21 protein-coding genes and 1 pseudogene are annotated in these 24,663 nt (G+C 41.9%); 14 read left to right on the forward strand and 8 right to left on the reverse strand.

Translation table 11 applies throughout. From position 1 onward, the window contains the following. Positions 1–2: 2 nt before the first annotated feature. From JCM15907_RS00610 to sppA, 4 genes are all read right to left on the reverse strand, one after another. The gene (locus JCM15907_RS00610; RefSeq protein ID WP_051522306.1) at positions 3–773 is read right to left on the reverse strand and encodes an MlaE family ABC transporter permease; all 771 of its coding nucleotides are present in this window, start codon (positions 771–773) and stop codon (positions 3–5) included. Next, positions 773–1,843, reverse strand: a complete 1,071-nt coding sequence (gene thiL, locus JCM15907_RS00615; RefSeq protein ID WP_025842295.1) for a thiamine-phosphate kinase — start codon at positions 1,841–1,843, stop codon at positions 773–775. The genes JCM15907_RS00610 and thiL overlap by 1 nt, the downstream gene beginning before the upstream one ends. An 8-nt stretch (positions 1,844–1,851) precedes the next feature. Continuing rightward, positions 1,852–2,940, reverse strand: a complete 1,089-nt coding sequence (gene lpxK, locus JCM15907_RS00620; protein ID WP_025842296.1) for a tetraacyldisaccharide 4'-kinase — start codon at positions 2,938–2,940, stop codon at positions 1,852–1,854. Positions 2,941–3,003: 63 nt separating this feature from the next. Next, positions 3,004–4,758, reverse strand: a complete 1,755-nt coding sequence (gene sppA, locus JCM15907_RS00625; RefSeq protein ID WP_025842297.1) for a signal peptide peptidase SppA — start codon at positions 4,756–4,758, stop codon at positions 3,004–3,006. Between the two features lie 401 nt (positions 4,759–5,159). Between sppA and JCM15907_RS00630 the strand changes: the two genes are divergently transcribed. The 12 genes and pseudogenes from JCM15907_RS00630 to JCM15907_RS00685 all read left to right on the forward strand — a co-directional run bounded on the left by JCM15907_RS00630 (position 5,160) and on the right by JCM15907_RS00685 (position 18,420). Next, positions 5,160–5,666, forward strand: a complete 507-nt coding sequence (locus JCM15907_RS00630; RefSeq protein WP_025842298.1) for a LemA family protein — start codon at positions 5,160–5,162, stop codon at positions 5,664–5,666. 16 nt (positions 5,667–5,682) lie between these two features. Beyond that, the gene (locus JCM15907_RS11915; protein WP_025842299.1) at positions 5,683–6,792 is read left to right on the forward strand and encodes a TPM domain-containing protein; all 1,110 of its coding nucleotides are present in this window, start codon (positions 5,683–5,685) and stop codon (positions 6,790–6,792) included. Positions 6,793–7,001: 209 nt separating this feature from the next. Then, positions 7,002–8,481, forward strand: a pseudogene (gene proS / locus JCM15907_RS09915) (proline--tRNA ligase). A gap of 106 nt (positions 8,482–8,587) precedes the next feature. Further along, positions 8,588–9,265: a 7-cyano-7-deazaguanine synthase QueC gene (queC, locus tag JCM15907_RS00645; RefSeq protein WP_036884085.1), complete on the forward strand. Its 678-nt coding sequence runs from the start codon at positions 8,588–8,590 to the stop codon at positions 9,263–9,265. A gap of 18 nt (positions 9,266–9,283) precedes the next feature. Continuing rightward, on the forward strand, positions 9,284–11,302 hold the full coding sequence (locus tag JCM15907_RS00650; RefSeq protein WP_025842301.1) for an AAA family ATPase: 2,019 nt from the start codon (positions 9,284–9,286) through the stop codon (positions 11,300–11,302). A 264-nt stretch (positions 11,303–11,566) separates the two neighbouring features. Next, complete coding sequence (locus tag JCM15907_RS00655; protein WP_025842302.1) at positions 11,567–11,920, forward strand: FtsB family cell division protein; 354 nt, start codon at positions 11,567–11,569, stop codon at positions 11,918–11,920. 14 nt (positions 11,921–11,934) lie between these two features. Next, positions 11,935–12,279: a hypothetical protein gene (locus JCM15907_RS00660; RefSeq protein WP_025842303.1), complete on the forward strand. Its 345-nt coding sequence runs from the start codon at positions 11,935–11,937 to the stop codon at positions 12,277–12,279. Further along, on the forward strand, positions 12,280–13,302 hold the full coding sequence (locus JCM15907_RS00665) for an RluA family pseudouridine synthase (RefSeq protein ID WP_025842304.1): 1,023 nt from the start codon (positions 12,280–12,282) through the stop codon (positions 13,300–13,302). Next, positions 13,302–15,443: a protein-disulfide reductase DsbD family protein gene (locus tag JCM15907_RS00670; RefSeq protein WP_025842305.1), complete on the forward strand. Its 2,142-nt coding sequence runs from the start codon at positions 13,302–13,304 to the stop codon at positions 15,441–15,443. Before JCM15907_RS00665 ends, JCM15907_RS00670 begins: the two co-directional genes overlap by 1 nt. A gap of 109 nt (positions 15,444–15,552) precedes the next feature. Continuing rightward, positions 15,553–16,332 carry a nucleoside triphosphate pyrophosphohydrolase gene (gene mazG, locus JCM15907_RS09920; protein ID WP_036885348.1) on the forward strand — a complete coding sequence of 260 codons (780 nt, stop codon included), beginning with the start codon at positions 15,553–15,555 and terminating at the stop codon, positions 16,330–16,332. Positions 16,333–16,369: 37 nt separating this feature from the next. Next, complete coding sequence (locus tag JCM15907_RS00680) at positions 16,370–17,269, forward strand: class I SAM-dependent methyltransferase (RefSeq protein WP_036885287.1); 900 nt, start codon at positions 16,370–16,372, stop codon at positions 17,267–17,269. Beyond that, complete coding sequence (locus JCM15907_RS00685) at positions 17,266–18,420, forward strand: lipid A deacylase (protein ID WP_025842307.1); 1,155 nt, start codon at positions 17,266–17,268, stop codon at positions 18,418–18,420. The genes JCM15907_RS00680 and JCM15907_RS00685 overlap by 4 nt, the downstream gene beginning before the upstream one ends. Before the next feature lie 394 nt (positions 18,421–18,814). Here JCM15907_RS00685 and JCM15907_RS00695 read toward each other — a convergent pair whose 3' ends face one another. Beyond that, positions 18,815–19,414 (reverse strand): response regulator transcription factor, encoded by a 600-nt coding sequence (locus JCM15907_RS00695; protein WP_025842309.1) that lies wholly within the window; start codon positions 19,412–19,414, stop codon positions 18,815–18,817. A 68-nt stretch (positions 19,415–19,482) separates the two neighbouring features. Beyond that, the gene (locus JCM15907_RS00700; protein ID WP_025842310.1) at positions 19,483–20,184 is read right to left on the reverse strand and encodes a hemerythrin domain-containing protein; all 702 of its coding nucleotides are present in this window, start codon (positions 20,182–20,184) and stop codon (positions 19,483–19,485) included. Positions 20,185–20,561: 377 nt separating this feature from the next. On the opposite strand from JCM15907_RS00700, the gene glmS reads away from it, so the two are divergent. Together glmS and JCM15907_RS00715 are read left to right on the forward strand one after the other, a co-directional pair. Then, positions 20,562–22,412 carry a glutamine--fructose-6-phosphate transaminase (isomerizing) gene (gene glmS, locus JCM15907_RS00710; protein WP_025842311.1) on the forward strand — a complete coding sequence of 617 codons (1,851 nt, stop codon included), beginning with the start codon at positions 20,562–20,564 and terminating at the stop codon, positions 22,410–22,412. Positions 22,413–22,524: 112 nt separating this feature from the next. Continuing rightward, complete coding sequence (locus JCM15907_RS00715) at positions 22,525–23,280, forward strand: Bax inhibitor-1/YccA family protein (protein WP_025842312.1); 756 nt, start codon at positions 22,525–22,527, stop codon at positions 23,278–23,280. A 261-nt stretch (positions 23,281–23,541) separates the two neighbouring features. On the opposite strand, the gene JCM15907_RS00725 is transcribed toward JCM15907_RS00715, so the two are convergent. Beyond that, positions 23,542–24,090 carry a DUF4252 domain-containing protein gene (locus JCM15907_RS00725; RefSeq protein ID WP_025842313.1) on the reverse strand — a complete coding sequence of 183 codons (549 nt, stop codon included), beginning with the start codon at positions 24,088–24,090 and terminating at the stop codon, positions 23,542–23,544. Between the two features lie 14 nt (positions 24,091–24,104). Next, on the reverse strand, positions 24,105–24,653 hold the full coding sequence (locus JCM15907_RS00730; protein ID WP_025842314.1) for a hypothetical protein: 549 nt from the start codon (positions 24,651–24,653) through the stop codon (positions 24,105–24,107). Between the last annotated feature and the right edge of the window lie 10 nt (positions 24,654–24,663).

Genomic DNA, 24,663 nt, shown 5'->3' on the forward strand with positions numbered 1-24,663 from the left:
AATCAGATAAGTAATAAGTTGGTCAAAAGTACATCGGCGAGTAGTATCAATACACTACTTGTTACCACGGCATTGGTACTTGCGTGTCCTACAGCAAGTGCACCTCCTTTGACTGTATAGCCGAAATAGCTGGCTCCTGAGGTTATTATAAAGGCATATACCAAAGACTTGATAATTGAATAAACAATGTTATAAGCATTGAAGTAAAGTTGCATCCCATATTCAAAATCGCTTGCCGTCATACTGGGAGTAACGAATGTCGCCAAAAATCCTCCTCCGATAGCCGTAGCCATACTAATAATAGAGAGGATGGGAATGAAGAGTAAAAGTCCTACAATTTTGGGTAAGATAAGAAAGTTCGCAGAGTTAATACCCATAACTTCGAGGGCATCAATCTGTTCGGTAACTCGCATAGTGCCGAGTTCTGAGGCGATACTGGAGCCGATTTTGCCTGCTAAGATAAGACACATAATGGAGGAGGAAAACTCCAATAAGACAATCTCTCGGGTGGCGTAGCCTATCGTGAAGCGAGGAATGAAAGGAGAACTCATATTGATGGCCAACTGAATAGTAATTACCGAGCCAATAAAGAAGGAGATAATTACTACAATCCATATAGAGCCTAACCCCATTTCTAACATCTCTCGAATCAACTGTTTGAAGAATATACTCCATCGCACAGGGCGAGTAAACACCTGTTTCATGAGCATAGAATACTCTCCTACATCGGAAAAAGCTCTATAGAAAGGTTTGAGGATTTTTTTTGATTCCATTATTTCTCTATTTCTGTGTTTGTTTGGTGTGTCGAGAAACCTTTAGACATGGTCCAACCTTGTGCAACGAGAGGGATTGCAGTGCCATCTCTTGCAATGATATGACATCCTTCACTCGCTTCGGTTACATATCCGATGAGCGAAACTCCAGGGAAGTCTTGAATGTAATCGCTTGCTGCAATGGGGAGTGTGAACAGAAGTTCGTAGTCTTCTCCTCCATTCAAAGCTGCTGTAATAGGCGCAATGTGCATATCTTCGGCTGCAGCCATAGTTTCGTGATCTATGGGGATGCGCTCTTCATAGATTCGTATGCCTACTTTGCTTCTATGGGCAATATGAAGTAGTTCGCTGGAAAGCCCATCCGAAATATCCATCATAGCAGTGGGTAGGAGGTTGCGTTCGGTCAAAAGGCTAATAATATCTCCTCTTGCTTCGGGCTTTAGTTGCCGCTCTATAAGATACTCTCGACCCGAAAAGTCGGGTGTAAAAAATGGGGTAGGGTCAGCTTGGAAAACTTTTTTCTCTCGCTCTAAAAGTAGAAGCCCCATATAGGCTGCTCCTAAATTACCTGTAACACAAATTAAGTCTGTAGGCTGTGCGCCATGTCGATACACTACTTTTTCTGGCTGTGCATAGCCAATACAGGTTATGCTAATTACTAACCCATTGAGAGACGATGAAGTATCTCCCCCCACTACATCTACACCATAGCGTGAAGCTGCGAGGTAAATACCTTCATAAAGTTCGTCAATTTGCTCCACAGAAAACTTGGCAGATACTCCTATTGATACCGTAATCTGTTCAGGCTTTCCATTCATAGCAAAGATATCCGATAGATTTACCATTACAGCCTTATATCCCAAATGCTTAAGGGGTACATACATCAAATCGAAGTGTATGCCCTCTAATAATAGGTCTGTTGTTATTAGTTGTCGAGACCCATCGGGAGCAGATAGTACTGCAGCATCGTCTCCAACACCAAATAGGGTACTCTCGTTCTTTAACTTTTGTTGCTCAGTAAGGCGTTGGATGAGTGCAAACTCTCCAAGATCTGCTATTTTCGTTGCCATAAGGTTTATTAATGTGAGGAGGAGTTTCGGTTAACTTGTCGGATTGTTTTCTCTACAATCTTTTCGAGCTTCATAGCATCCTCTTGCGAGAAAACTGTTTCTATAGGGATATAGTATAACCTGTTTTTTAACGGATAAGGTAACTTCTCTCTACGGTCTATGAGGCGGACCGCATCTTTTTGCGTTACTACCAAGATTGCATTGGGATGTTCATGCAGTGCAGCAGAGAAGATGTCTATATCTCTCTCCGTAAAGTGATGGTGGTCGGGATAGTGTAATGTTTGAGCTATTGTAAAGCGTTTGTTTACTTCATCAAAAAAGTGCTGAGGATGTGCTATACCAGCGATGGCGATTGCTTCCTTGGGGAAATTTTCTTGCTTTAGGGGAATAGCTTCTTCAGTAAAGAGAGGCGTTAGCTCTCCACTGGAGGTTCGACTGAAGAGAAGTTCTTGATGAGGATAGAGAGAAAGAGTACGTTCCATAATACGTATCTCTATGGGAGAGGCTTCTTCGGGGCAGCGAGTTAGAATAATACAATCGGCTCTCAAGGCTCCATCGGCACTCTCCCGTAACTCTCCAACAGGAAGAAGTTTGTCTTTGATAAAGGGACGACTCCACTCCGTTAGCAGTATGCAGAGCGAGGGCAATACACGTCGGTGCTGAAAACCATCGTCTAAGAGAATTACTTCTGGTTGTTCCTCTTTGGGGAGCGAAAGTATATATTCGATAGCTCTACGTCTATTGCCGTCAAGTACCATCATAACTTCTGGAAAGTTGTAAAGTATTTGACGAGGTTCGTCTCCTATTTGATTGGCAGAATCGTCTTGATGGGCTACTACAAGTCCTTTACTACGCCTTTTGTAGCCTCTACTGACTACGGCAAGTCGATATTTAGCCTGCATTTGTCGTATTAAGTACTCTACCATAGGAGTTTTACCAGTACCTCCTACAGATAGATTGCCTATACAAATGATAGGAATAGGATAACTTTTGCTTTTCAGTATCTGCTTATTGTACAAATAATTTCGCAGGCGAATCCCCATTCCATATAAAAATGAAATAGGATACATACATCTGTATATACTGCGATTTTTCATAGAAAGGCAAAAGCATCGAAGAGGAGTGCTCTCGGCTAAGAGCGTTCCTCTTCGTGATAAGTTTTACATTTTTATGTTGTACATCAGGCGGGCCTGTATACCAGTATTCTCTCTATACAGGCGAGTCTCTTGCAGAGCCTCTATCTCTTCTTTTGTCAATATCCTGTTCAAGAAACTTTGAGATATAGTGTTAGATAGAGACGAGAAGATCTCTTCGAAACGATCTCTATATGTTTTTTCATAATCGACGGTGTAGGAAGTTACTTCTGCCAACTCTGCCGCTTTGGCGATAGCTTCGTCCAAACCTCCCAACTCGTCTACTAAGCCGTGAGTAAGGGCTTGTGACCCTGTCCATACACGACCCTGTCCTACGCTATCTACCTGTGTTTTTGTCAGCTTGCGACCATCTGCTACACGTGTAATGAATGTGTCGTAACCAGTTTCTATATAGCGTTGCATGATAGCTCTTTCATCCTCTCTCATAGGTCTGAACGTATTGCCAAAGTCGGCATATTTAGCGGTTTTAACTCCATCTTCTGTAATGGAAAGTTTTTTTGCTGTACCTGCAAAGTTGGGGAAGATGCCATAGATACCGATAGAGCCTGTAATGGTAGTAGGCTCGGCGAAGATGTAGCTGGATGCGCAAGAGATGTAGTATCCACCTGAAGCTGCATAGTCGCCCATAGAAATGACGATAGGTTTTTTGCTTTTTACAAAGCGTACAGCATCCCAAATCTGTTCTGATACGAAGCTACTTCCTCCAGGAGAGTTTACACGGAGTACTACGGCATCAATTTCATCCTCTTTGGCTATTTCAATCAATCTTCCAGCCAATTCTTCGGTAATAGTACCATGTTCTTTGCCTGCAGTAATAGTTCCCTCCGCAAAGATTACACCAATTTTATCGCTTCCCTTAGGAGTATATCCTTTGGTCTTGTTCATATTGGAGAGAGAGACAAGCTCCATATTGTCATCTATTTCTTCTCTTTCTTTTAAGAGTTCCATAACCTCACGTTTGAAGAGGAGTCCATCTACGAGTTTGTTATCTACATATTCCTGAGGAGGTAAGAAGATAGGTCCTCTGTCAGCTATAGCTTGGAGGGTAGCTATATCTAACTTGCGCTCTTGGGCAATGCCTTGCAACATATTTTCCCACAGTACGGAGCTAAAAGAGGCTATTTGCTCACGATTGGGTTCGCTTAAACGATCCAACATAAAGGGTTCTACAGCTCCCTTGTAAGTTCCCACCTTGAAAACTTGCATTTCTACTCCAAAGTTTTCAAGAGCTTGTTTGAAGAAAACGTTTGAGATATAAATACCGTTCATCTCAATCATCCCTTGGGGGTTGAGATATATTTGATCGGCTATCGAAGCCAAGTAATATCCCTTCTGGTTATAGATGTCACCATAGGCTACTATGAATTTGCCTGATGATTTGAACTCTTCCAATGCCCTGCGTACTTCTGTAATAGATGCCATTCCGCCAGAAGGAGTATTGGCTGTAAGAAGTATTCCCTCGATATTAGGATTGTCTTTTGCCTTGCGAATGGTGGCAATAATGTCGGTTAGAGACAAAGCCCCCTTTTCGGAAGGACCGAAAAGTTCGTCAAAAGGAGTTGTGGCAACCTTTTCTTGTAAGTCCTCAAAGTTTACCTCAAGTACAGAGCCACTCTTGATTTTTACGGCTGAACTTTGATTGGAGACCGAAGCAGAAGCAATGAAGCCAATCATCAAGATAACACTTAGGCAGGATACTATTATGGATCCTACAAAGAAGGCCAAGATAGCGGCCAAGAACATCTTAAGAAAATCTTTCATATTTTTTTATTTGCAAATACACCACAAAAATAAGAAAACCAACGTAATAATACTACTCTATATGCCGAAACAGCTTCTCAATTCATCCTTTTAGCCCCGTCTAATCCCCCAATCGCTTCTCCTCATACCATTAACCCCTGAGCGCAAAACCATTAATGTAAACTCTCGAAACGATTAGTCCTTTTGCTCCGAACCTTTATACCTTTGGAAGTATGCCTATCGCTTTATTGTTTTTGTCAGAGGATTAAAAAGAGTATCTTTACGTAAGTTGTATAATTAAAGAATTAGTAATGTATGAAAAGTAGTAGAGCATCTGGCATCGGAAAGATTGCCATTTTGGGTATTGTAGTATTGGGCTTATAATAGCTATAGGAGCCTATTTCGCCAAGTCGTATAACAAAATGGTGGCATTAGATGAAAAGGTACAAAATGCTTGGGGACAGGTAGAAAACGTTTATCAAAGACGTGCCGACCTAATACCTAATTTGGTAGCAACAGTAAAGGGGTATGCTACACATGAACAAGAGACACTAACACAAGTGATGGAGGCTCGTGCCAAGGCAACACAAACTACACTAAATGCAGACAACCTTACCCCCGAAGCATTGGAACGCTTTTCAAAAGTGCAAGGGGAGTTAAGTGGGGCTCTTACTCGTCTTATGGCTGTGTCAGAAAACTATCCTACGTTAAAGGCCAATGAGAATTTTATCATGCTGCAAACTCAGTTAGAGGGTACAGAAAATCGTATCTCTGTAGAGCGTAAACGATTTAATGATGTTGCCAAAGAGTATAATGGATTTATTCGTAGCTTTCCTACCAATATTGTAGCAGGCTTCTTCGATTTTGAGAAAAGAGCTTATTTCGAAGCCTCTGAAGAGGCTAAAACGGCTCCTAAAATAGAGTTCTAAAGCACATTTGCAATTCATGAAAAGAGCATGTTTGCTTCTTTTGCTCCTTTTTTCTCTCTTTGCATTCTCTGCTACAGGGACACCTCAGAAAAAGTATAGAGTGAAGGAGGTCCCCAATGTGCAGTTGAGAGATAGGGCCCAATTTGTAAGTGATCCTGATGAGTATTTGTCTCCCTTAGACAGAGAGCGTATTAATAAACGGCTTTACCATTTGCGTGCTACTTATGGGGCAGAGGTAGCTGTGGTTGTACTGCCCTATATTGATGATGCTGTTTATGCCTCGGCACGAGAGTTTGCTGTAGAGCTTTTTAATGATTGGAAGTTAGGGCGCAGAAGCGAAGATAATGGCTTACTAATTTTAGAAATCGTAGAGGGAAGAGAAATCATCTTTGAAACGGGCTATGGCTTAGAGGGTGTCTTGCCCGATGCTCTGACCAAAAGGATACAGCTACACTATATGGTACCCCTTCTCAAAGAGGGGCAGATTGGCGAGGCTCTCTACGCAGGGGTAGTAGAGGTAGAGAAAGTGCTTACGGGAGAGTCGACTCTCTCTCCGTTTCATATAGAGGGCTTGCCGAGAGAGCAGGTTATTCAGCAAGTCAATATACCTTGGCGAGAAATACTTTCTTTATGGGTTTTCTTGGGCTTAGGCTATTTTACCTATGTATTCTTTACCCTTCTCTCTCTTCGTCGTAAATCCGATTGGTACTCACATATGAAGGCTAAAGAGTTGTTTGTGCAGGCTTTTTGGGTCAATCTTATCTTCTTTATCTGGTTCCTTCCTATTTGGGGGCTTTTTTATCTCTTGGGCTACAGAGCTTTAATGCCTAAAGTACTTTGTTCCAGTTGTCACACTAAGGGGCAATTTATTCGTGTTTCTGCGCCTATTCGAGTGCGTTCTGTGTCGTACGATGATAAGGAAATGTTTCAAGCCTCCTATCGTTGTAAACAGTGTGGTAATGTGGAACGGGTAAAATACAACTATCAACTTTTCTTTTCTGCTCCTCCTTCTTCTCGTTTTGAGAGCTTTGGCAAGCACTTCTTTCCGAGGAGGAATGGGCGGGGGGCATGGAGGCTCTTCGGGAGGTTCCTGGGGTGGAGGCTCCAGCGGTGGTGGAGGTTCTAGTACACGCTATTAAAATCAGTGATAGATATTTTACGAAAAGGTTGCTTCCGAGGGTGAGGCAACCTTTTTAGAATCCCTCCCAATGATACAGCGGATGAGGCTCAGTGCGATGATTTTACATAGGTAAACAAAAGAAGTCTGTTGTTCAAGTTTCGCTTCTTTGCACTAATTTTGTCGGATATAACAAGTCTATATAACAAAGTACATTTATGGCTAAAGAGATTAAAGAGCTAACCCCTCGTAGTGAGAATTACTCGCAGTGGTACCAAGATTTGGTAACAAAAGCGGACTTGGCAGAGAGTTCTGCCGTGCGTGGTTGTATGGTAATCAAGCCTTACGGCTATGCGATTTGGGAAAAGATGCAACAAGAATTAGACCGCAGATTTAAGGAAACGGGTCATGTAAATGCCTATTTCCCGCTTTTTATACCAAAGAGTTATCTTAGTCGCGAGGCCGATCATGTGGAAGGCTTTGCCAAAGAGTGTGCTGTGGTTACACATTATAGGCTAAAGAATGCCCCCGATGGGAGCGGAGTTATTGTAGATCCTGAGGCTAAACTGGAGGAAGAACTCATCGTACGTCCTACCTCCGAAACGATCATCTGGAGCACTTATAAAGATTGGATACAGAGCTATAGAGACTTGCCTATCCTTTGTAATCAGTGGGCAAATGTAGTACGTTGGGAGATGCGCACACGTCTCTTCCTTCGTACCGCAGAATTTTTGTGGCAAGAGGGACACACCGCTCACGCTACCGAAGAGGAAGCCGTAGAAGAGGCTCGTAAGATGCTGGGGGTATATGCCGATTTTGCCGAAAATGTATTGGCTGTGCCTGTAGTTTGTGGCGTTAAGAGTGAGACAGAACGCTTTGCTGGAGCTATTGATACCTACACAATAGAGGCTTTGATGCAAGATGGTAAAGCGTTACAGTCGGGTACTTCCCACTTTTTGGGGCAAAACTTTGCCAAGGCCTTCGATGTACAATTCTTGAACAAAGAGGGCAAAAGAGAGTATGTATGGGCTACTTCATGGGGAGTTTCTACCCGACTTATGGGGGCGCTTATCATGTCTCATTCAGATGATAACGGATTGGTTCTTCCTCCCTCATTAGCTCCCTTACAAGTGGTGGTAGTACCCATTTATAAGACAGACGAAAACCTCAAAGAGATAACAGAGAAGGTAGTTCCTATTCTCGAAGAGTGTCGCAAGAGAGGTATCAGCATCAAATTTGATGATAATAATAACAAAAAGCCTGGTTGGAAGTTTGCCGAGTATGAACTCAAAGGTGTTCCCGTTCGCTTAGCTTTAGGAGCGAGAGATTTAGAGCAAGGTACGGTAGAGGTGGCACGCCGAGATACGCTGACCAAAGAAACAGTTTCTATAGAAGGTATCTGTGACCATATTGAACAGTTACTCAAAGATATTCAAAAGAACATCTACCAAAAAGCACTTGATTATCGTAAGGCTAATACGCGTACCGTAGAGACCTATGAAGAGTTCAAAACGGAAATTGAAAAGGGTGGATTTATCTTGGCACACTGATGGTACAGCAGAGACGGAAGCTCGTATCAAGGAAGAAACCAAGGCTACCATACGTTGCGTTCCTCTTGACGGAGATCTCACACCTGGAGTTTGTATGGTTACAGGCAAACCCTCTAAATGTAGAGTTCTTTTTGCTCGTGCCTACTAATCTGTAGAATGAATTGAAAAAACTCAGAGAGAAGAGGGGGGCTTCTATTGGAGAGAGTGTCTACCTATTTTTCTCTGAGTTGGTTTTTATCCATTTATATAAAAGAATGCAAGAAAATCTGCACAAGGGTCATAAAGATGGCTTAATCGTGCTATCGGGAGGACTCGATAGTACCACACTACTGTACGACTATAAGGAGGAAATTGCTCTTGCCCTTACTTTTGATTACGGTTCTAAGCATAATGCCTCTGAAATACCTTGTGCAGAGAAGCATTGCGAGCTACTCGCCATTCCTCACATTGTAGTTCCTTTAGATTTTATGGCTCGCTACTTCCAAAGTAACCTGCTTTTAAGTGGAGGAGCTATTCCGAAAGGGGCTTACAACGAGGAGAATATGAAGTCTACTATTGTACCTTTTCGCAATGGGATTATGCTAAGTATTGCGGCAGGTCTTGCCGAGAGTAGAGGACTCAGTCGTATATTCATAGCAAATCATTTTGGAGATCACGCTATCTATCCCGATTGTCGATTTGCTTTTATTGAGCCTATGATGCAAAGCATTCGAGAGGGGACGAGCAATCGTGTGGAACTCTGCGCCCCTTATACACATATCAACAAGGAACAGATTGTGGCTATCGGAAGTAGGCTAAGCATTGATTATGCTCTTACATGGAGTTGTTATGAGGGAGGTGCTATTCAGTGTGGTCGTTGTGCTACATGCTGTGAGCGTAAAGAGGCTTTCATCAAGGCTGGAGTAGAAGACCCTACTAAGTACCAACAATAAACCTTAAAACTGTTTCTTATGTCCGTTCCTAAAGTTATCACCATCCCAGACCCCGAAAACTTGGAGATGGTTTACTTGCTCCGTTTAATCCGAGAGACAGAGCGGAGTATTTTTTTGACAGGAAAAGCTGGAACTGGAAAAAGTACACTTCTAAAGCATGTAAGCCAGACGATTAAGAAGAAGCATGTCGTGTTGGCACCTACGGGAATATCTGCTCTTAACGCAGGAGGACAGACGTTGCATTCCTTTTTTAAATTACCTTTTGGCCCTCTCCCCCCAGGCGATAAGATTGTCAAGGAGACGCTCAAGAAGATTCGCAAAGAACAACGGACCCTGATACGCAACTTGGAGCTTATTATCATTGATGAGGTTTCTATGGTACGCTCCGATATTGTCGATGCCATAGACCTGATCCTACGTACTATCAGAGGGCGTATGTTTCTTCCGTTCGGGGGCGTGCAGATGCTTTTTGTGGGCGATCTTTTCCAATTAGAACCCGTTGTTACTGCCCAAGATGCTGAAATCTTACGTAATTTCTATCATACTTACTTTTTTTACGGTGCAAATGCCTTTATCGCTAACAAACCTATCATTGTGGAGCTTACCAAGGTGTATCGCCAAAAAGATCGGGCTTTTGTCGATATTTTAGACCAAATTCGTACAGGAAAGGCTTCTGACCAAGAGGTAAAAGCATTGAATGAACATACCTCTGCTCTGGATAAAAAAGATGCTCTGATACTTCCTGAAGATGATTTTAATATCACTCTTACGACCCGAAGAGACCGAGCTAAGAAGATTAACGAAGAGCATTTGGAACGATTGTCAGGAGACGAGTATAGCTTCAGAGGTGTTATTCAAGATGAATTTCCCGAAGGCTCTCTTCCGACCGAAGAGGTACTTGTTCTGAAAGAAGGGGCGCAAGTGATGTTTGTTGCCAATGATCCGCAACATCAGTGGGTTAATGGTTCGTTGGGACAATTTTTAGAGTTTGATTCAGAGACAGGTGCCATCGCTGTGCAACTTGAAAATGGAGCTATATGTCTCGTACAACAGTTTACTTGGGAAAATAAACGCTATATCCTGAACCCTGAGACTAACTCTATTGAGGAGGAGATTATTGGTAAGTTCACACAGATACCTCTCAAATTAGCTTGGGCTATAACAATACATAAGAGTCAGGGGCTTACGTTTGAACATGTGACAATAGATTTCTGTAATGGCACTTTTGCGGCAGGTCAGGCGTATGTGGCACTGAGTCGCTGTCGCTCTTTGGAGGGCATGACTCTTACACGACCATTTCGCAAGTACGATATTATCACGCGTCCCGAAATCGTAGATTACTACCAGCAGGCTGCTAATGAAGAAGTTTTTCAAGAAACGTTGGAAGAGAGTAGAGCAGTATCGTTGTACTTGCAATCTATTAGTGCGCTCAATGAGGGGGCTTTAAGGGAGGCTATTACAATGCTTTCCGAAGCCCTCCAAACTAAAAATATGCTTGATACACCTCGTTTTAGGCGTCTTTTTATCAGTAAACTCTATCAGATAGAGCGTATTATCGGTATGATAAAGCAGCAATCTTCTGAAGACAAGAAGTTGGAATCTACTCTCAATACTTTCGCCGAAGAGTACATTGAGATGGGAGACCAGTGTTTGGAAGAAATTGGAGGCACACAAGCAGCTTTACGCTCTTATGAAAAAGCTCTTTCTTTACTTCCAAAACATCCAAAAGCCTTGGCTCGTAAAGGGAAAATGCTCCGCTTATTAGGTAGCTATGAAGAGGCTTTGAGGCTACTATCCGAAGCCTACAAAGATTTTTTTCGTCACTTAGATGTCTCCATGGAGTTAGGGCTTACCTACATTGATATAAACAAACAGGAAAAAGCTTACGACATACTAAGTCGTTTGCAGACAGAACACCCTCATAACCTTCCCCTATTGGCGCAGTTGATAGAGCTGGCAGGAGTCTTAGGATATGAAAAAGAAAAAAAGAGGTACAAGACTTTGCTTACTAAAGAGCAGCGCAAACAACAATCTTAGTAGATTTTTTGCCGATTCCTTGAAGGGTTTATACTCCACTTTTGTATTATTTCCTGTTTTTACACCATATTACAAATACTCGTGCGGAAGGGTTTCTTTATTGGAGGTTACGATACAATTTAATTTATTGAGTTGTAGAGGATAAAAAAACTTAATAAACAGTTTGTTTAATCACTATGTAGGGGGAAAAGCCTATTTTTGTCCCTCAGAAAAAATCTGCAGTGAGGAGACCGAGAAATGTAATGGCTAAGAGAGAACGGAACTTTGGAAGATAAGAAGAAAAGCATCAAGAAACTCTACGGAGATTTTAAGACATATAGTCGCCGTCATCCCTCTAAAGTAATTATAGGGATTGGTTTTTTATTGGTTTTCTATTCTTTTCTTTTGGGAGATAATAATATGTTTGTGCGCCAAAAGTATGCACGACGTGTTAGAAATCTTGAAAGACAACTTTCGCAGGCAGAGTTGAAGTTCCGTAAAGATAGCACTCAGTTGAATTGGAACTTGGTGGACAAAACTGAGCTGGAGCATGTGGCTCGAACCAAATTCAACTTCAAAAAGCCTGAAGAGGTTGTCTTTTTCCTTGTAGACAGTACTTCCGTAACAGCTACAGAATGAAATGATATTTGACTATGTCTCCTAAGATGCACAACCTGCTTTATATGGCAAGTACGCTTTTGCTCCTTTTGGCTCTCCTTCTCATTATAATTTTTGAGATTACTTGGGGGCGCTATGTGTTGCTCGTGGGAGCTTTGGGATATTTGCTGGCGATGCTTTCATATGCTCCTTCACAGGGTTCTTTGCGTTTTAGAAGATTGGTTCGTATGGGACATTTCTCTGCAATGCTATGGATGGCAAGTGGAATTGCTCTTTTGTTAAACAGTTCCCTCTGGGCTATTTTTGCAGGTGTTGCGTGCCTGTTTATGATATATAGTAACATAATGATCACCTTCTCTAAGGAGAAAAGAAAAGAGTAGATGAAGAATAAATCTTTGGTGCGAAAAAGACGTCTGTTAATTGCTAAGTGGCAGTGCAATCAGCCGATAACTATTCTGGAAGCTATGGCTAAGTTGCTCCCAGAGAGTAGTCGTACGTCTCAAAAGCAATACCTCCGAGATCGTTGTGTTCGATTGAATGGAGAGGTTTGTACTTCTCCTCTTCAGAACGTGAGTGTTGGAGATTTTCTTGAGGTCTTTAATGTGGGTTTTTTACCTCCTATTTCTACGCCCGAAGTAAAGCTCCTTTGGGAAGATGATTACTTTGTATTAGTACAAAAAGAGGCTGGTTTACACACTATTTCTACCCGAGAAGGAGAGAAAAAGACCGTTTTTCGTATCGTTGCAGATTACTACAAATCGACCAATAGTTTGGAGAAAATCTTTCTTTTGAACCGTTTGGATAGAGAAACCCCGGGGTTAGTACTTTTTGCACGTAATAGAGAAGTACAACAAGAGGTTATAGAAAATTGGAGTAAATATATTTTGTCTCAAACTTTTACTGCTTTGGTGGAGGGTATTATCGCCGAAGAAGAAGGAGAAATGCTCCATATTTCGGACTCTTCAGTTAAGTCTCCTCGAGCCAATACATCAGGGAAGGAGAGAAATAAAGCTCAGTCAGAAGCTCCACGTCGTTCGCGTGTTTCTTACGAAGTGATGGAGAGAGGACAGTGGCGCACGTTGCTCAAGCTTACTTTGCACGGACGATATAATGGAATTAGAAGTCAGTTGAGCGAGAGAGGTAATCCAGTGATGGGCGAGAAGAACAAAGGATGTCTATTAAGAGGGGCTAAAGCACTCGCTATCACCCAAAACGAAATGCTGTTTTTGCATCCGATAACAGGAAAGAGGCATCATTTTGCTATGGAGATACCCGAAGCTATTTACAAACTTTTGAAAGGACGTCTTACCAGTAGTGAACGTGTAGCCATACGGGAAAAAGAAGAACCGATGCCAGAAAAAGCATTTAATTTAAGCTCTATAAAACCAATAAAAAGACCGTAATGAACAAGAGAATTATCTACCGATTAGGTTTCTTTTCTCTTCTTTTCACCCTGCTTTTGAGCCAAGGGGTCGAAATGAAGGCGCAGATGCACCTTGATGTACTTTCGTGGAAAGCAACTCTCGAAGACAAGGGAACAGCTGAAAAGAAAATCATTGTAACTGCCAAAATTAAGGATGGTTGGCACCTTTACGATCAAAACATGCCAGAAGATGGTCCTAACTCTACAGAGTTTACTTTCTATAAGTTAGAGGGTGCTCGCAGAGTGGGCGGTTTCGTTGCTAATCGTAAAGCCATCGAAGAGTATGACAAGCAATTCGAAATGACGCTTCGCTTCTTTGACAAGCAGGTCTCTTTTGTACAGAATATCGTTGTTACCGATCCTGAGAAGTTCTATATCGAGTTAGGGGTTACAGCACAGGCATGCGATGATCAGGCTTGCTTGCCTCCTGCCACCGAAGAGTTTACATTCAAACGTAGCGACCTTAAGTCTACCGCTGCCGATACCTCAGTACAAGAAGAGTCAACACAAACAGAAGCCGATTCAGCCATGTCTGCTATAACAGAAGGTGTTGGAGATGCTGCCGAAGGAGTTGCTACTCAAACTGCTCTGAATGAAGTTTCTTCAGATAAACTTTGGACTCCAGTAGTTGATACATTGAAAGCCTATGGGGATGAAACTTTGAACCAAACAGACTCTTCCTTGCTTGAATTACTCCTTTTCGGATTTCTTGGAGGTCTTGTAGCTCTTATCACGCCTTGTGTATGGCCTATGATTCCGATGACAGTAAGCTTCTTCTTGAAGAGAACTAAAGATCGCAAGAAAGCTATTAAGGATGCTGTCATTTATGGATTGGGGATTGTGGTTATTTATCTTGTATTGGGATTGTCGGTAACGTTGATTTTCGGTGCAAGTATGCTTAATAACTTAGCAACCAATGCCGTATTTAACTTAATCTTTTTTGCTGTTTTGGTTCTTTTTGCTATCTCGTTCTTTGGAGCATTTGAATTGGTACTCCCAGCTAAATGGACCAATAAGTTGGATAGCAAGTCCGACTCTACTACAGGTGTTTTGAGTCTCTTCTTTATGGCCTTTACACTTGTACTAGTCTCCTTTTCTTGTACAGGTCCTATTATCGGTACTTTGCTCGTGCAGGCTGCTTCTATGGGTGATATACTTGGTCCCGCAGTAGGTATGTTTGGCTTTGCTGTGGCTTTGGCCCTTCCTTTCTCTCTCTTTGCCATTTTCCCAAATATGTTGCAAAATATGCCAAAGAGTGGTGGCTGGTTGAACTCTGTAAAGGTTGTTATGGCTTTCTTGGAGTTGGCTCTTGCGCTCAAATTCCTTTCTATTGCCGACTTGGCATATGGGTGGGGTATCTTGGATAGAGAGACTTTCTTGGCACTCTGGATTGTGATCTTCACTTGCTTGGGATTATATCTTTTGGGCAAAATCACTTTCCCTCACGACACTCCATTAGAAAAGGTTGGGGTAGGACGTTTCTTTTTAGCTCTCATTTCTCTTTCATTTGCTGTTTATATGGTACCAGGGCTTTGGGGTGCTCCTCTCAAGGCGGTGAGTGCTTTTTCTCCTCCTTTGTCTACACAAGATTTCAATCTTTACGATGGACAGGTACATGCCAAGTTTGACAATTATGAAGAGGGTATGCGCTATGCAAAGGCTAATAACAAGCCTGTATTGGTGGATTTTTCAGGATTTGGTTGTGTTAATTGCCGTGAGATGGAGAACTCTGTGTGGATTAACCCACAAATCAAAACACTTTTGGAAGAAGACTATGTACTTATTACCTTGATGGTAGACGACAAAACACCTCTACCTGAAGTTATTGAAGTAGAAGAACTACTTGGTAACACTGTTAAGCGTACTAAGCTACGCACCATAGGTGATAAGTGGAGTTATTTGCAAAGAAGTAAGTTTGGTGCTAATGCCCAGCCCTTCTATATCCCTCTTGACCATGATGGAGTACCTGTGGGACCTTCTTATCAACATGATCTTGATGTGGATAAGTACCGCACTTATCTAAGTGATGGTATTAAGGAATTTAAGGCTCGTCAGGCAGGAAAACCTGCTCCTGTGGTACATACTCCTACTCAAAAAGAGGAAGTAGAAGTAACAGAATAATATAGACAACTAATGAGAGGCTGTTTTTTGTTGCTAACAACGAAAACAGCCTCTTTTTTTATTCTATCGAATGGAGGAACTGATCCCTCTATTGTATTATCTAAAAGAAATGAATGCAAAAACAGATAAAGTAGAGGCTTTTGCGCGCCTATTAGATGTTTTGGATACACTTCGTGTACAATGTCCGTGGGATAGAGAACAGACCAATGAAACATTGCGAGCCAACACGATAGAAGAGGTTTACGAGCTTTCAGAGGCTTTAATACAGAAGGATGTTTTCAACACCAAAAAAGAATTGGGTGATGTGTTATTACATATCCTGTTTTATGCTCGTATTGCTCAAGAGGGAGGGGCGTACGACATAGCTGATGTTTGTAATACGCTTTGCAATAAATTGATATTCCGTCATCCTCATGTATATGGAGAGAGTAATGTAAAGTCCGCTGATGCTGTAACACAACAGTGGGAGCAAATCAAACAAAAAGAGAAGGATGGCAATAAAACTGTTCTTTCGGGAGTTCCTAAAGCCTTACCTTCCATTGTAAAAGCCTATCGTATACAAGACAAAGCCCGGGCGGTAGGTTTCGATTGGGAAGAACCTTCGCAGGTATGGGATAAAGTTTGTGAAGAAATTCAAGAGGTACAAGAAGCAATACGTTCCGACAATCCCGTGGCTGTTGAAGAGGAGTTTGGCGATTTGCTCTTTGCTGTAATCAATGCTGCTCGTTTGTACAATGTCAATCCCGATAATGCTTTGGAGCAAACTAATCGGAAGTTTATCAATCGATTTGGGTACATCGAAAAGGTAGCCCGAGAGCGAGGCAAAGATATTAAGCAACTTACTCTTGAAGAGATGGAGATCCTTTGGTGTGAGGCCAAAAAGGAATAGTTCTAATCGTACCCTAACACATAGGAAGGTGCTATCTATGTATTGCCCGATATGTCAAAAAGAAGGTTCTCAACCGATAGGTGTTGCCAAAGATTATTTGGTAACCCACGAGAGATTTACCTTGGACCAATGCCCACACTGTGGCTTCATACGTACAGCTGATGCTCCGAAAGGAGAGTGTTTAGGCTTGTACTATAAAAGTGTGGACTATATCTCTCACAGCGACACGCAGAGAACTTTTTTTGATCGCCTCTATCACTGGATGCGCAGATGGATGCTTTCGATCAAAAGAAGACTCATTGGAAAGTATCTTCCTTCACAGACCTCTAAGGCCCATCCCCTCTCTTTGTTAGATATTGGCTGTGGTACAGGATATTTTGCTCGCTATATGCAGGAGCATGGTTACCATATTACAGCTATCGAGCAAGATAGTGATGCCCGTGCCTTTGTTCAGAAGCATCACGGCTTCACCCCACATAGCTCTCTTTTGGGAGCTCCCTTGCAGGAGCATCAGTTTGATGTGATTACTTTATGGCATGTATTGGAGCATATAGATACATTGGAGGAGCATTTTGATATTATCCGTCATAGTATCGCCAAAGAGGGACTTTTGGTAGTGGCTCTTCCTAACCCTTGTAGCTGGGATGCCGGTTACTATAAAACGGCGTGGGCTGCGTGGGATGTACCTCGCCACCTGTGGCATTTCTCGCCCGAAAATATAGCGCAATTGGCATCTCGATACGGCTTTCGTTTGAAAAAGGTCAAGCCGATGTTTTTAGATGTCTTCTATATAGCGTTGCTCACCGAACGTCAAAAAGGAAGGATGCCTATTGCTTCTGCTCTTAAGGCTTTTGCTGTGGGGGTGGTGGGCACGCTTCAAACTCTTTTTGCCCCTCGTAAAGCAAGTTCTCTTATTTATTTCTTCACACGAAAATGAAACAGGCTATAAGTTGGTTTCTCCTGCTCGTTTTGTCCCTTCCGCTTGGTGCGCAAACCGAAAAAAAAGGATGGAGTATAGCAATGGAGGCGGAGACCTTTTTTAGAAACAATGAATACTCTGCCCCCTATGGTACAGGGTACACGCTCCCTGGGTATAAACTTGCTGCCAAAGGGGCCTATGAGAAGAGATTTTCTTTTGGTATGGCTCGCTTGGAAGGAGGAGTGTATGCTATGGGGTACTTTGGTGCAAAGACTTATCCTAAGGGAACTTGGTTCGCAGAACTGCCTCACTGGACAGACCAATCGGAGGTGCAGAGAGGCACCCGATTACTGCCCCTTGTGGGCATTACTTATGTTCCGAATGAGCATTTAACGCTCCGTATGGGCTTGCTTGATAGAACATTGCATCACGGACTTATAGCCCCTCTGTACAATCCCGAACTTCGTTACACAGCAGACCCAGAACAGGGGGTGCAATTCGTTTGGAACTATCCCGCTTTTCGAGGCGATGTGTGGATTGATTGGCAGAGCTTTATTTTCCGTGCCGATAGACACCAAGAGGCTTTTACCGCAGGGCTTACTACCTCCTTTCCCCTCTGTACAACTGATGCGTATCGGATGGAAGGAAGTGTGCAGGCTATAGCTACCCATCGAGGGGGGGAGATTAATTGGCTTCGGTCAGATACAGTACATACCTATGCTGCTACTTCTTTGGGGGTAAAACAGACACTCTCACCCTTTGCCTCTTCGCCCGATAAAACCCTTTCTTTAGAAACCTATTTTTTACTCTCTTCGATGCGAACGGCAGAGCCTAACAATCCTATCGGCAAGGGGGTATATGCAGGTTTAGAGTTTGCGTCTCGTCGTTTGTCGGTAGCCACTTCTTATTGGCGTGGATGGCACTTTGTGACTCCTATGGGAGGTCCTTTTGTCAATAGTCGAGCTTTGTGGGAGGGGCCCTATGTGGCAGATGCTTCGCAGACATCGTACCTCTCCCTCAAGGGACACTATGCCTTTATCAAAGGGCGTTCTCTCTCTTTAGGACTTCAGGCACAGGCTTGGTATCATCTATTGCCTACCACATCAAAGAGCCGTTTGAGCCATGCCTTGGAGCTTTACCTCTCCTTTATGCCACAGTGGAAGTGGTAGTATCGTTCCCCCGATAACTATACCTTTTGGAGCTGTTGAGCCCCTCTTTTAGAGAGCCCTTGTAGGGCTCTTTTTTTATAAAAAATTGGAGATAAGCGAGAAATACATAGACCTCTAAAAGGAAGCACAAAAGCTCCCTCTTAAAAGGGGCTATGGTTTCAACAGTTTGCACGGAAGGTTTTGAGCCAAACCATCGTACCTTTTTGAGGCAACCCTTATACCTTTCGAAAACTTTGTATCGTCTCTTTTGGGAACTCCTTGATAACCTGTTTTTGAAAGTAGTGCAAGTCTCTCTAAAAAGTGACGTAAGATTTTGAAAAAGTGAGGACAGGTGTATATGAAAAGACCCTTTATACTAAAAAGTAAAAGGGTCTCCTTGTCTTGAGTTTAAAGATTAGGCTTGTATCTCGTCAATATTTACCAACTTGTTGACGATAGCATAGATGGTAAGACCGCTTGGACTATGGATTTTTAGCTTCTTTGCAATGTTGCGCCTATGGGTAATTACGGTGTGAATAGAAATAGAGAGCTTGGAAGCAATCTCTTTGTTTGTAAGTCCCTTGGCAACAAAGGCAACAACATCTTTCTCGCGAGGTGAAAGGAGACGTTCGTCTTCACTGTCCAATTCTTCCTCTTCTGGAAGGGCTATGGTAGAGAGTATCTGCTGTACAAAGGCCTCGGGTTGCTCTTCGATGCTTAATACAGCATCGTAGCCTGTCAGGTAGCCAGAGTACATACCATTTACGCATAAGGCTACCAGTTTGCTTCTATGGGTAGACTTCCACTGACCTTCCGCATGAAACCCAAAGATGATGGGATTAGCAAGAATAATATCTGGAGAGAAAAAGTTAATTGTGGTACTCAAACTCTCTACATCCATAGTATTGGTTAGCTGTACACGAAATCTATTATTCCGCTTTAGTATAGCCTCAATGCCTAATCTTATAAAAGGATTAGGTTCTACAATTAATAGCTTGTATACACTCTGTAGCATAGATTTATCTATTCGTCAAAATCTGTTTCTTTTCGGTCTGCCCAGCAAAAATATAAAGAGCTTGGCACTTAGGCATTATTTATCTCCATCTTTCTAATAAGCGGGACAAAGAGGTTATCTTCGATAAAGTTATGGGTTGCCAAATCTTCTTCGGTAGAAAAAATCTCATGCAATACTGCCGTTAGCCCATAGCCACTATCTCCAGGATAGTATTTAATGAGGATATTTTTGAGTTCGCTAATTTTAGCCTCTATTTTATCGTGTCTTTTACTAAAGATATCAATGTGGTAATTACTTAAATCCTCTGACTGATTGACCAATTTGGTTACGTAGGGGAATACAGTTTTGTCTTCATAGCCCATATGCTTGTGTACCTCATCAACATATTCGTCAAAGAAACGGTTGATGAGAAGCACGATATCTCGAGGTCCACCTTCGATAGCTTTGTGCAACTGCTCTCTGATGAGCGGAAGTCTATAATCTAAGAAATAGTGGTGAGAACGCTTCAAATAATCAATCAATGCCAGAGGGGAGAGTTGCTCTAAGTCGCTCTTCTCTACAGAAGTAACATGATTTGCTACGGCATTGATTACAGCCAACAGGGTAGGTGTGTGTACATTATGTTTGTCGCAAACCTCACGGATAGATTGCTCGCCACAACCTAAAGCTATGCCAAAACGAGTGATTACAAGTAGAAGGTCGTAGTGGTCACAAATGAGATCACTCATAAGTGTATCTGCTGTATATCGATAGACTTTATTCTTGTTCATAGGGTTATTGTTTTATCATTTTCGTGCAAAGGTACATAAGCATTAGCACTTTAACAATAAGAAACTATACCTATAACTAATGACCTTTTTCTCTTGCTTTTCTATGCTCTCTACTTCTTTTTCTTGTTCGTATCCCTTTTGGTATTACCTTTGTAAGCCAACGAGATTACAGACTATCGTAAGTAAGATTAAGGTGTACACCTTTTGAATTGATATAGATGTCGATCTTGTAGAGAGTAAAAAGTAAAGAGGGTGTTTCTGTACAAAGGGTAATTTTTTCATATCGGGCAAAAGAAATACCTTTACACGAAAGAGAGTTTTTATGAGGGGGCTTACCCCTCAATCTCACCTAATAGCATGTTGAAACAGTAAATTGTATGTGTGGCATAGTAGGATATATCGGTCATCAAGAAGCCTATCCGATACTCATTGGAGGATTAAAGCGTTTGGAGTATAGAGGATACGATAGCGCAGGTATTGCTCTACTCAGTAGTAGTGGAGCTTTGAATGTTTATAAAGAGAAGGGTAAGGTTGTTAATTTAGAGCAACGAGCGTCATCTTCTGACTTGACGGGGTCTTTAGGTATAGCCCATACTCGTTGGGCCACTCATGGGGAACCTTGTGAGCGCAATGCTCATCCTCATTACTCTTTTACAGAGGAACTGGCTATTGTGCATAATGGTATCATTGAGAATTATAGAGAGATAAAAAGTGACTTGGCAGAGAAAGGATACAAGTTTATCAGCGATACAGATACTGAAGTGCTGGTACAGTTAATCGAGTACACAAAGAAAACTTTCGATTTACCTCTCTTTGAGGCCATTCAAAAGGCATTGCAAAACGTTATTGGAGCTTATGCCATAGCTGTTATAGACAAGACTGTCCCTGAACGTCTTATAGCAGCACGAAAAAGTAGTCCTCTTGTGATAGGGGTTGGGGAGAATCAGAAGGAGTATTTTATAGCTTCAGACGCTTCTCCAATAGTTTCCTATACGCGTAACGTTATCTTTATAGAAGAGGAGGAAGTGGTCGAGTTGATGCCAGGGCGAGTTCCTCGTATAGAAACTATTGATAAGCAGGTTGTAGAGCATAACCCTCAAGAGGTAGGTTTCGATATTGGTATGATAGAGAAGGATGGCTATCCTCATTTCATGCTTAAAGAGATATTCGACCAGCCCCGATGTTTACAAGACTGTATGAAAGGGCGTGTCAACAGTGAGCTACAACAGATACTGCTCTCTTCAATGCTCGACCATAGAGCTAAACTTGTACAAGCTCGAAGAGTAATTATCTTAGGTTGTGGTACTTCGTGGCATGCAGGGCTTATTGGCAAACAGCTTATCGAAGGGCTTGCTCGTATCCCAGTGGAGGTTGAATATTCTTCAGAGTTTCGTTACAGAAACCCTGTAATAGAGAAAGATGATCTTGTTATAGCGATTTCTCAATCAGGAGAAACTGCCGATACTCTCGCTGCTATAAAGTTGGCAAAAGAGCAAGGAGCTTGTATTTACGGAGTGTGTAATGCTATCGGCTCCTCTATAGCAAGAGCTACAGACACGGGTACCTATATCCATGTTGGTCCAGAGATTGGTGTTGCTTCTACTAAGGCTTTTACGGGACAACTAACAGTCTTGGTAATGCTTGCTCTCTGTTTAGCAAAGGAGAGGGGAAGTATATCGGACGAAAAGTATAGGGCGTTGGTGCAAGAACTCACCATGATACCCGATAAAATTAGAAAGATATTCAATCAGAATGACCGCATCAAAGAGGTGTCTAAGATATTTACCTATGCTCATAACTTTATCTATTTGGGGCGAGGTCTTAACTATCCCGTTGCATTGGAAGGGGCTCTCAAGTTAAAGGAGATATCCTATATTCATGCAGAGGGTTATCCTGCTGCAGAGATGAAGCATGGTCCTATCGCCCTAATTGATGAGGAGATGCCCGTTGTTGTTATTGCCACAAAAGATGAAATTTATGATAAAGTGGTGAGTAATATACAAGAGATAAAGGCTCGCAAGGGACGCGTTTTGGCGATTGTATCTGAGGGGGATGAAGAAATTGCAAAGATTACCGACTATACGATAGAGGTGCCACGTACTTTACCCGAACTTGATCCTTTACTTTCAGTGATACCTTTACAGCTTCTCTCTTATTATATTGCAATCAACAAGGGTAAAGATGTAGATCAACCTCGTAACTTGGCAAAATCTGTTACTGTAGAGTAGTGAACTTTCTTTGTATTGTATAAAAAGGCATAGAAGTTGTATATGACTCTACGAGAGGATGACCTCTAACGCTATATAAATAGAAAGATTAAAACAAAAACAATATTTATCTATGAACAATTATTGGAACCAAAACAAGCAGACTCCACCCGCTTATGGAGCTTATGAGGTAGATGCTACAAGACCTCAGTATGTGGTTTCTACCGAAGATGTAAACAAACTTTTTCGCAATGTTTTTGTGTGGATGACGGCAGCTTTAGGGCTAACAGGAGTAACCAGCTACTTGGTAGCTTTTACACCTCTGTTCTACACTTTGATAACAACACCTTTCCTCTTTTGGGGGGTAGTTATAGCGGAGCTAGGATTGGTATTTTTTCTCTCTGCTCGTTTGCATAAAATCTCCTTTATTACTGCCAGCTTATGTATGACCATTTATTCTGTTCTTAATGGTCTTACGTTAAGTTTTATATTCGCAGCTTATACGGCATCTTCTATTATTTCGACTTTCTTTATCACTGCAGGTACTTTTGGGGCAATGGCTCTTATAGGTACTTTCACTAAGAAGGATCTCTCTTCTTGGAGTCGTTACCTCATAATGGGTGTTGTAGGATTGATTATTGCTTCGGTAGTGAATATGTTCCTTAAGTCATCGGGTTTCGAATGGGTTATCTCTATCGTTGGAGTGCTTATTTTTACTGTGCTAACAGCTGTTGACACCAATAAGATTAAGAATATGCTACGAGAGTATGATGGTGTATTGGATGGTGAAAGTTTGAGGAAAATAGCTCTTATGGGTTCTTTACAGCTTTATCTTGACTTTATAAATCTGTTCTTGTATCTCCTTCGCTTCTTGGGTAGAAGAAATTAATAGTCCTATATAATTTATCCTCCTCACAGAAGAGAGAGGTACAAGTCTGTGGCTATTACGCTTACTTGTGTAGACATATTTGCAAAAACAGAAAAGGGAGTTGTCCGTATGGCAACTCCCTTTTTGGAAAAAGAAACTAACTAAAAATGATGAATGAAAAAAGAAACGTTTGTTATGTCTGCAAGGGAGCAATAACGACTCAATACTTAGAACTTTTTTAGAGGAAGGCTCTAGGTATTTTTGCTCTCTCTGGGGAGTTTGTTAGTTGGCACGCTTTCCCTTTTTACCCTGTCCGCGATTAGGGGTTTCGGTAGCTTGCATGGCAGCTTCAATTTGTTTACGGGTAAAGTGTCCTATGAAGGATATAGCCACATACTCTTCGGGTTCATCAACCAGAAGGTATAGGTCGTGTGCTTCATTACCTTTCATCTTCGCTACAAAACGCATAGTACGTTGTCCTTCTTTGACGAAGAAGAGCTGTTCGTACTGCTTTTGTGAAGGTTTGAGTATCGGAGCAAACATAGAGCGAATTAAGGATATGTTTTGAGTATCCGAAGCTGTAAAAATATAGACAGAGCTAATGGATTGGATTAGACCCTGCAAAGAAGGAGAACCTCCATCTTTGCTCCCAATACGGAGAGTTGATTGCGATAGCATTGAAGGAGATAGATAAACCACTGTGATGCCATCCGTTTGCATTAAACGGTCAAAGTCTATATCCTTATTATCCTGTGCCAATAATTGATTGGAGGCAAACAGAGTTAGTAGTGTAGCCAATATAGAGGCTATGATTAAGCGCGGACTATTCATAATATCTATTTATCTCAATTTAATTCGTCGTTTGATATAGTTCTAATGTTTCCCATCCGTAGTTCATGTTCCATTAGAGGTTCTAATTGTTGATAAGAAGCCTCGATGGCTTCTGATGCGTCGTTTATGGCAGACTGGGCCTTAGTGTAGTTGGTATAACCAGACTCTAAACAATCATTGAGCAGAGAGAAAGCTCGTTCTGCATGTATATCTACTTCCTCTTGGGCGATATAGGTATTGTTTCTGAAGGAAAGCTCTTCCGAAGGGTTGCGTAGCAATCCAATTAATCCGAGAGTCAAGGCAAGAGGTAAAGCAGCCGCAATGGCATATTTCTTTATGGTAGAGCTACTGTACCATTTATTCTTTCTTTTTACAAGTAGCGTCTCTCTCTGTATCTGTTGTGCTCCGATGAAAAGCATTTCGACCACCTTTAGATCTGCTTGATAGATACTATTGGATGGTTCATCTAATAGATGAAGATATAACATAAGCTCCTCTTCGGGCGAGGTTTCTCCAGAGTAAAATTTCTCTAATAGCCGAGGGAGTTGTTCTTTTGTATTCATTATATTGAAT

The organism is Porphyromonas gingivicanis JCM 15907 (assembly GCF_000614585.1).
Taxonomy (GTDB): domain Bacteria; phylum Bacteroidota; class Bacteroidia; order Bacteroidales; family Porphyromonadaceae; genus Porphyromonas; species Porphyromonas gingivicanis.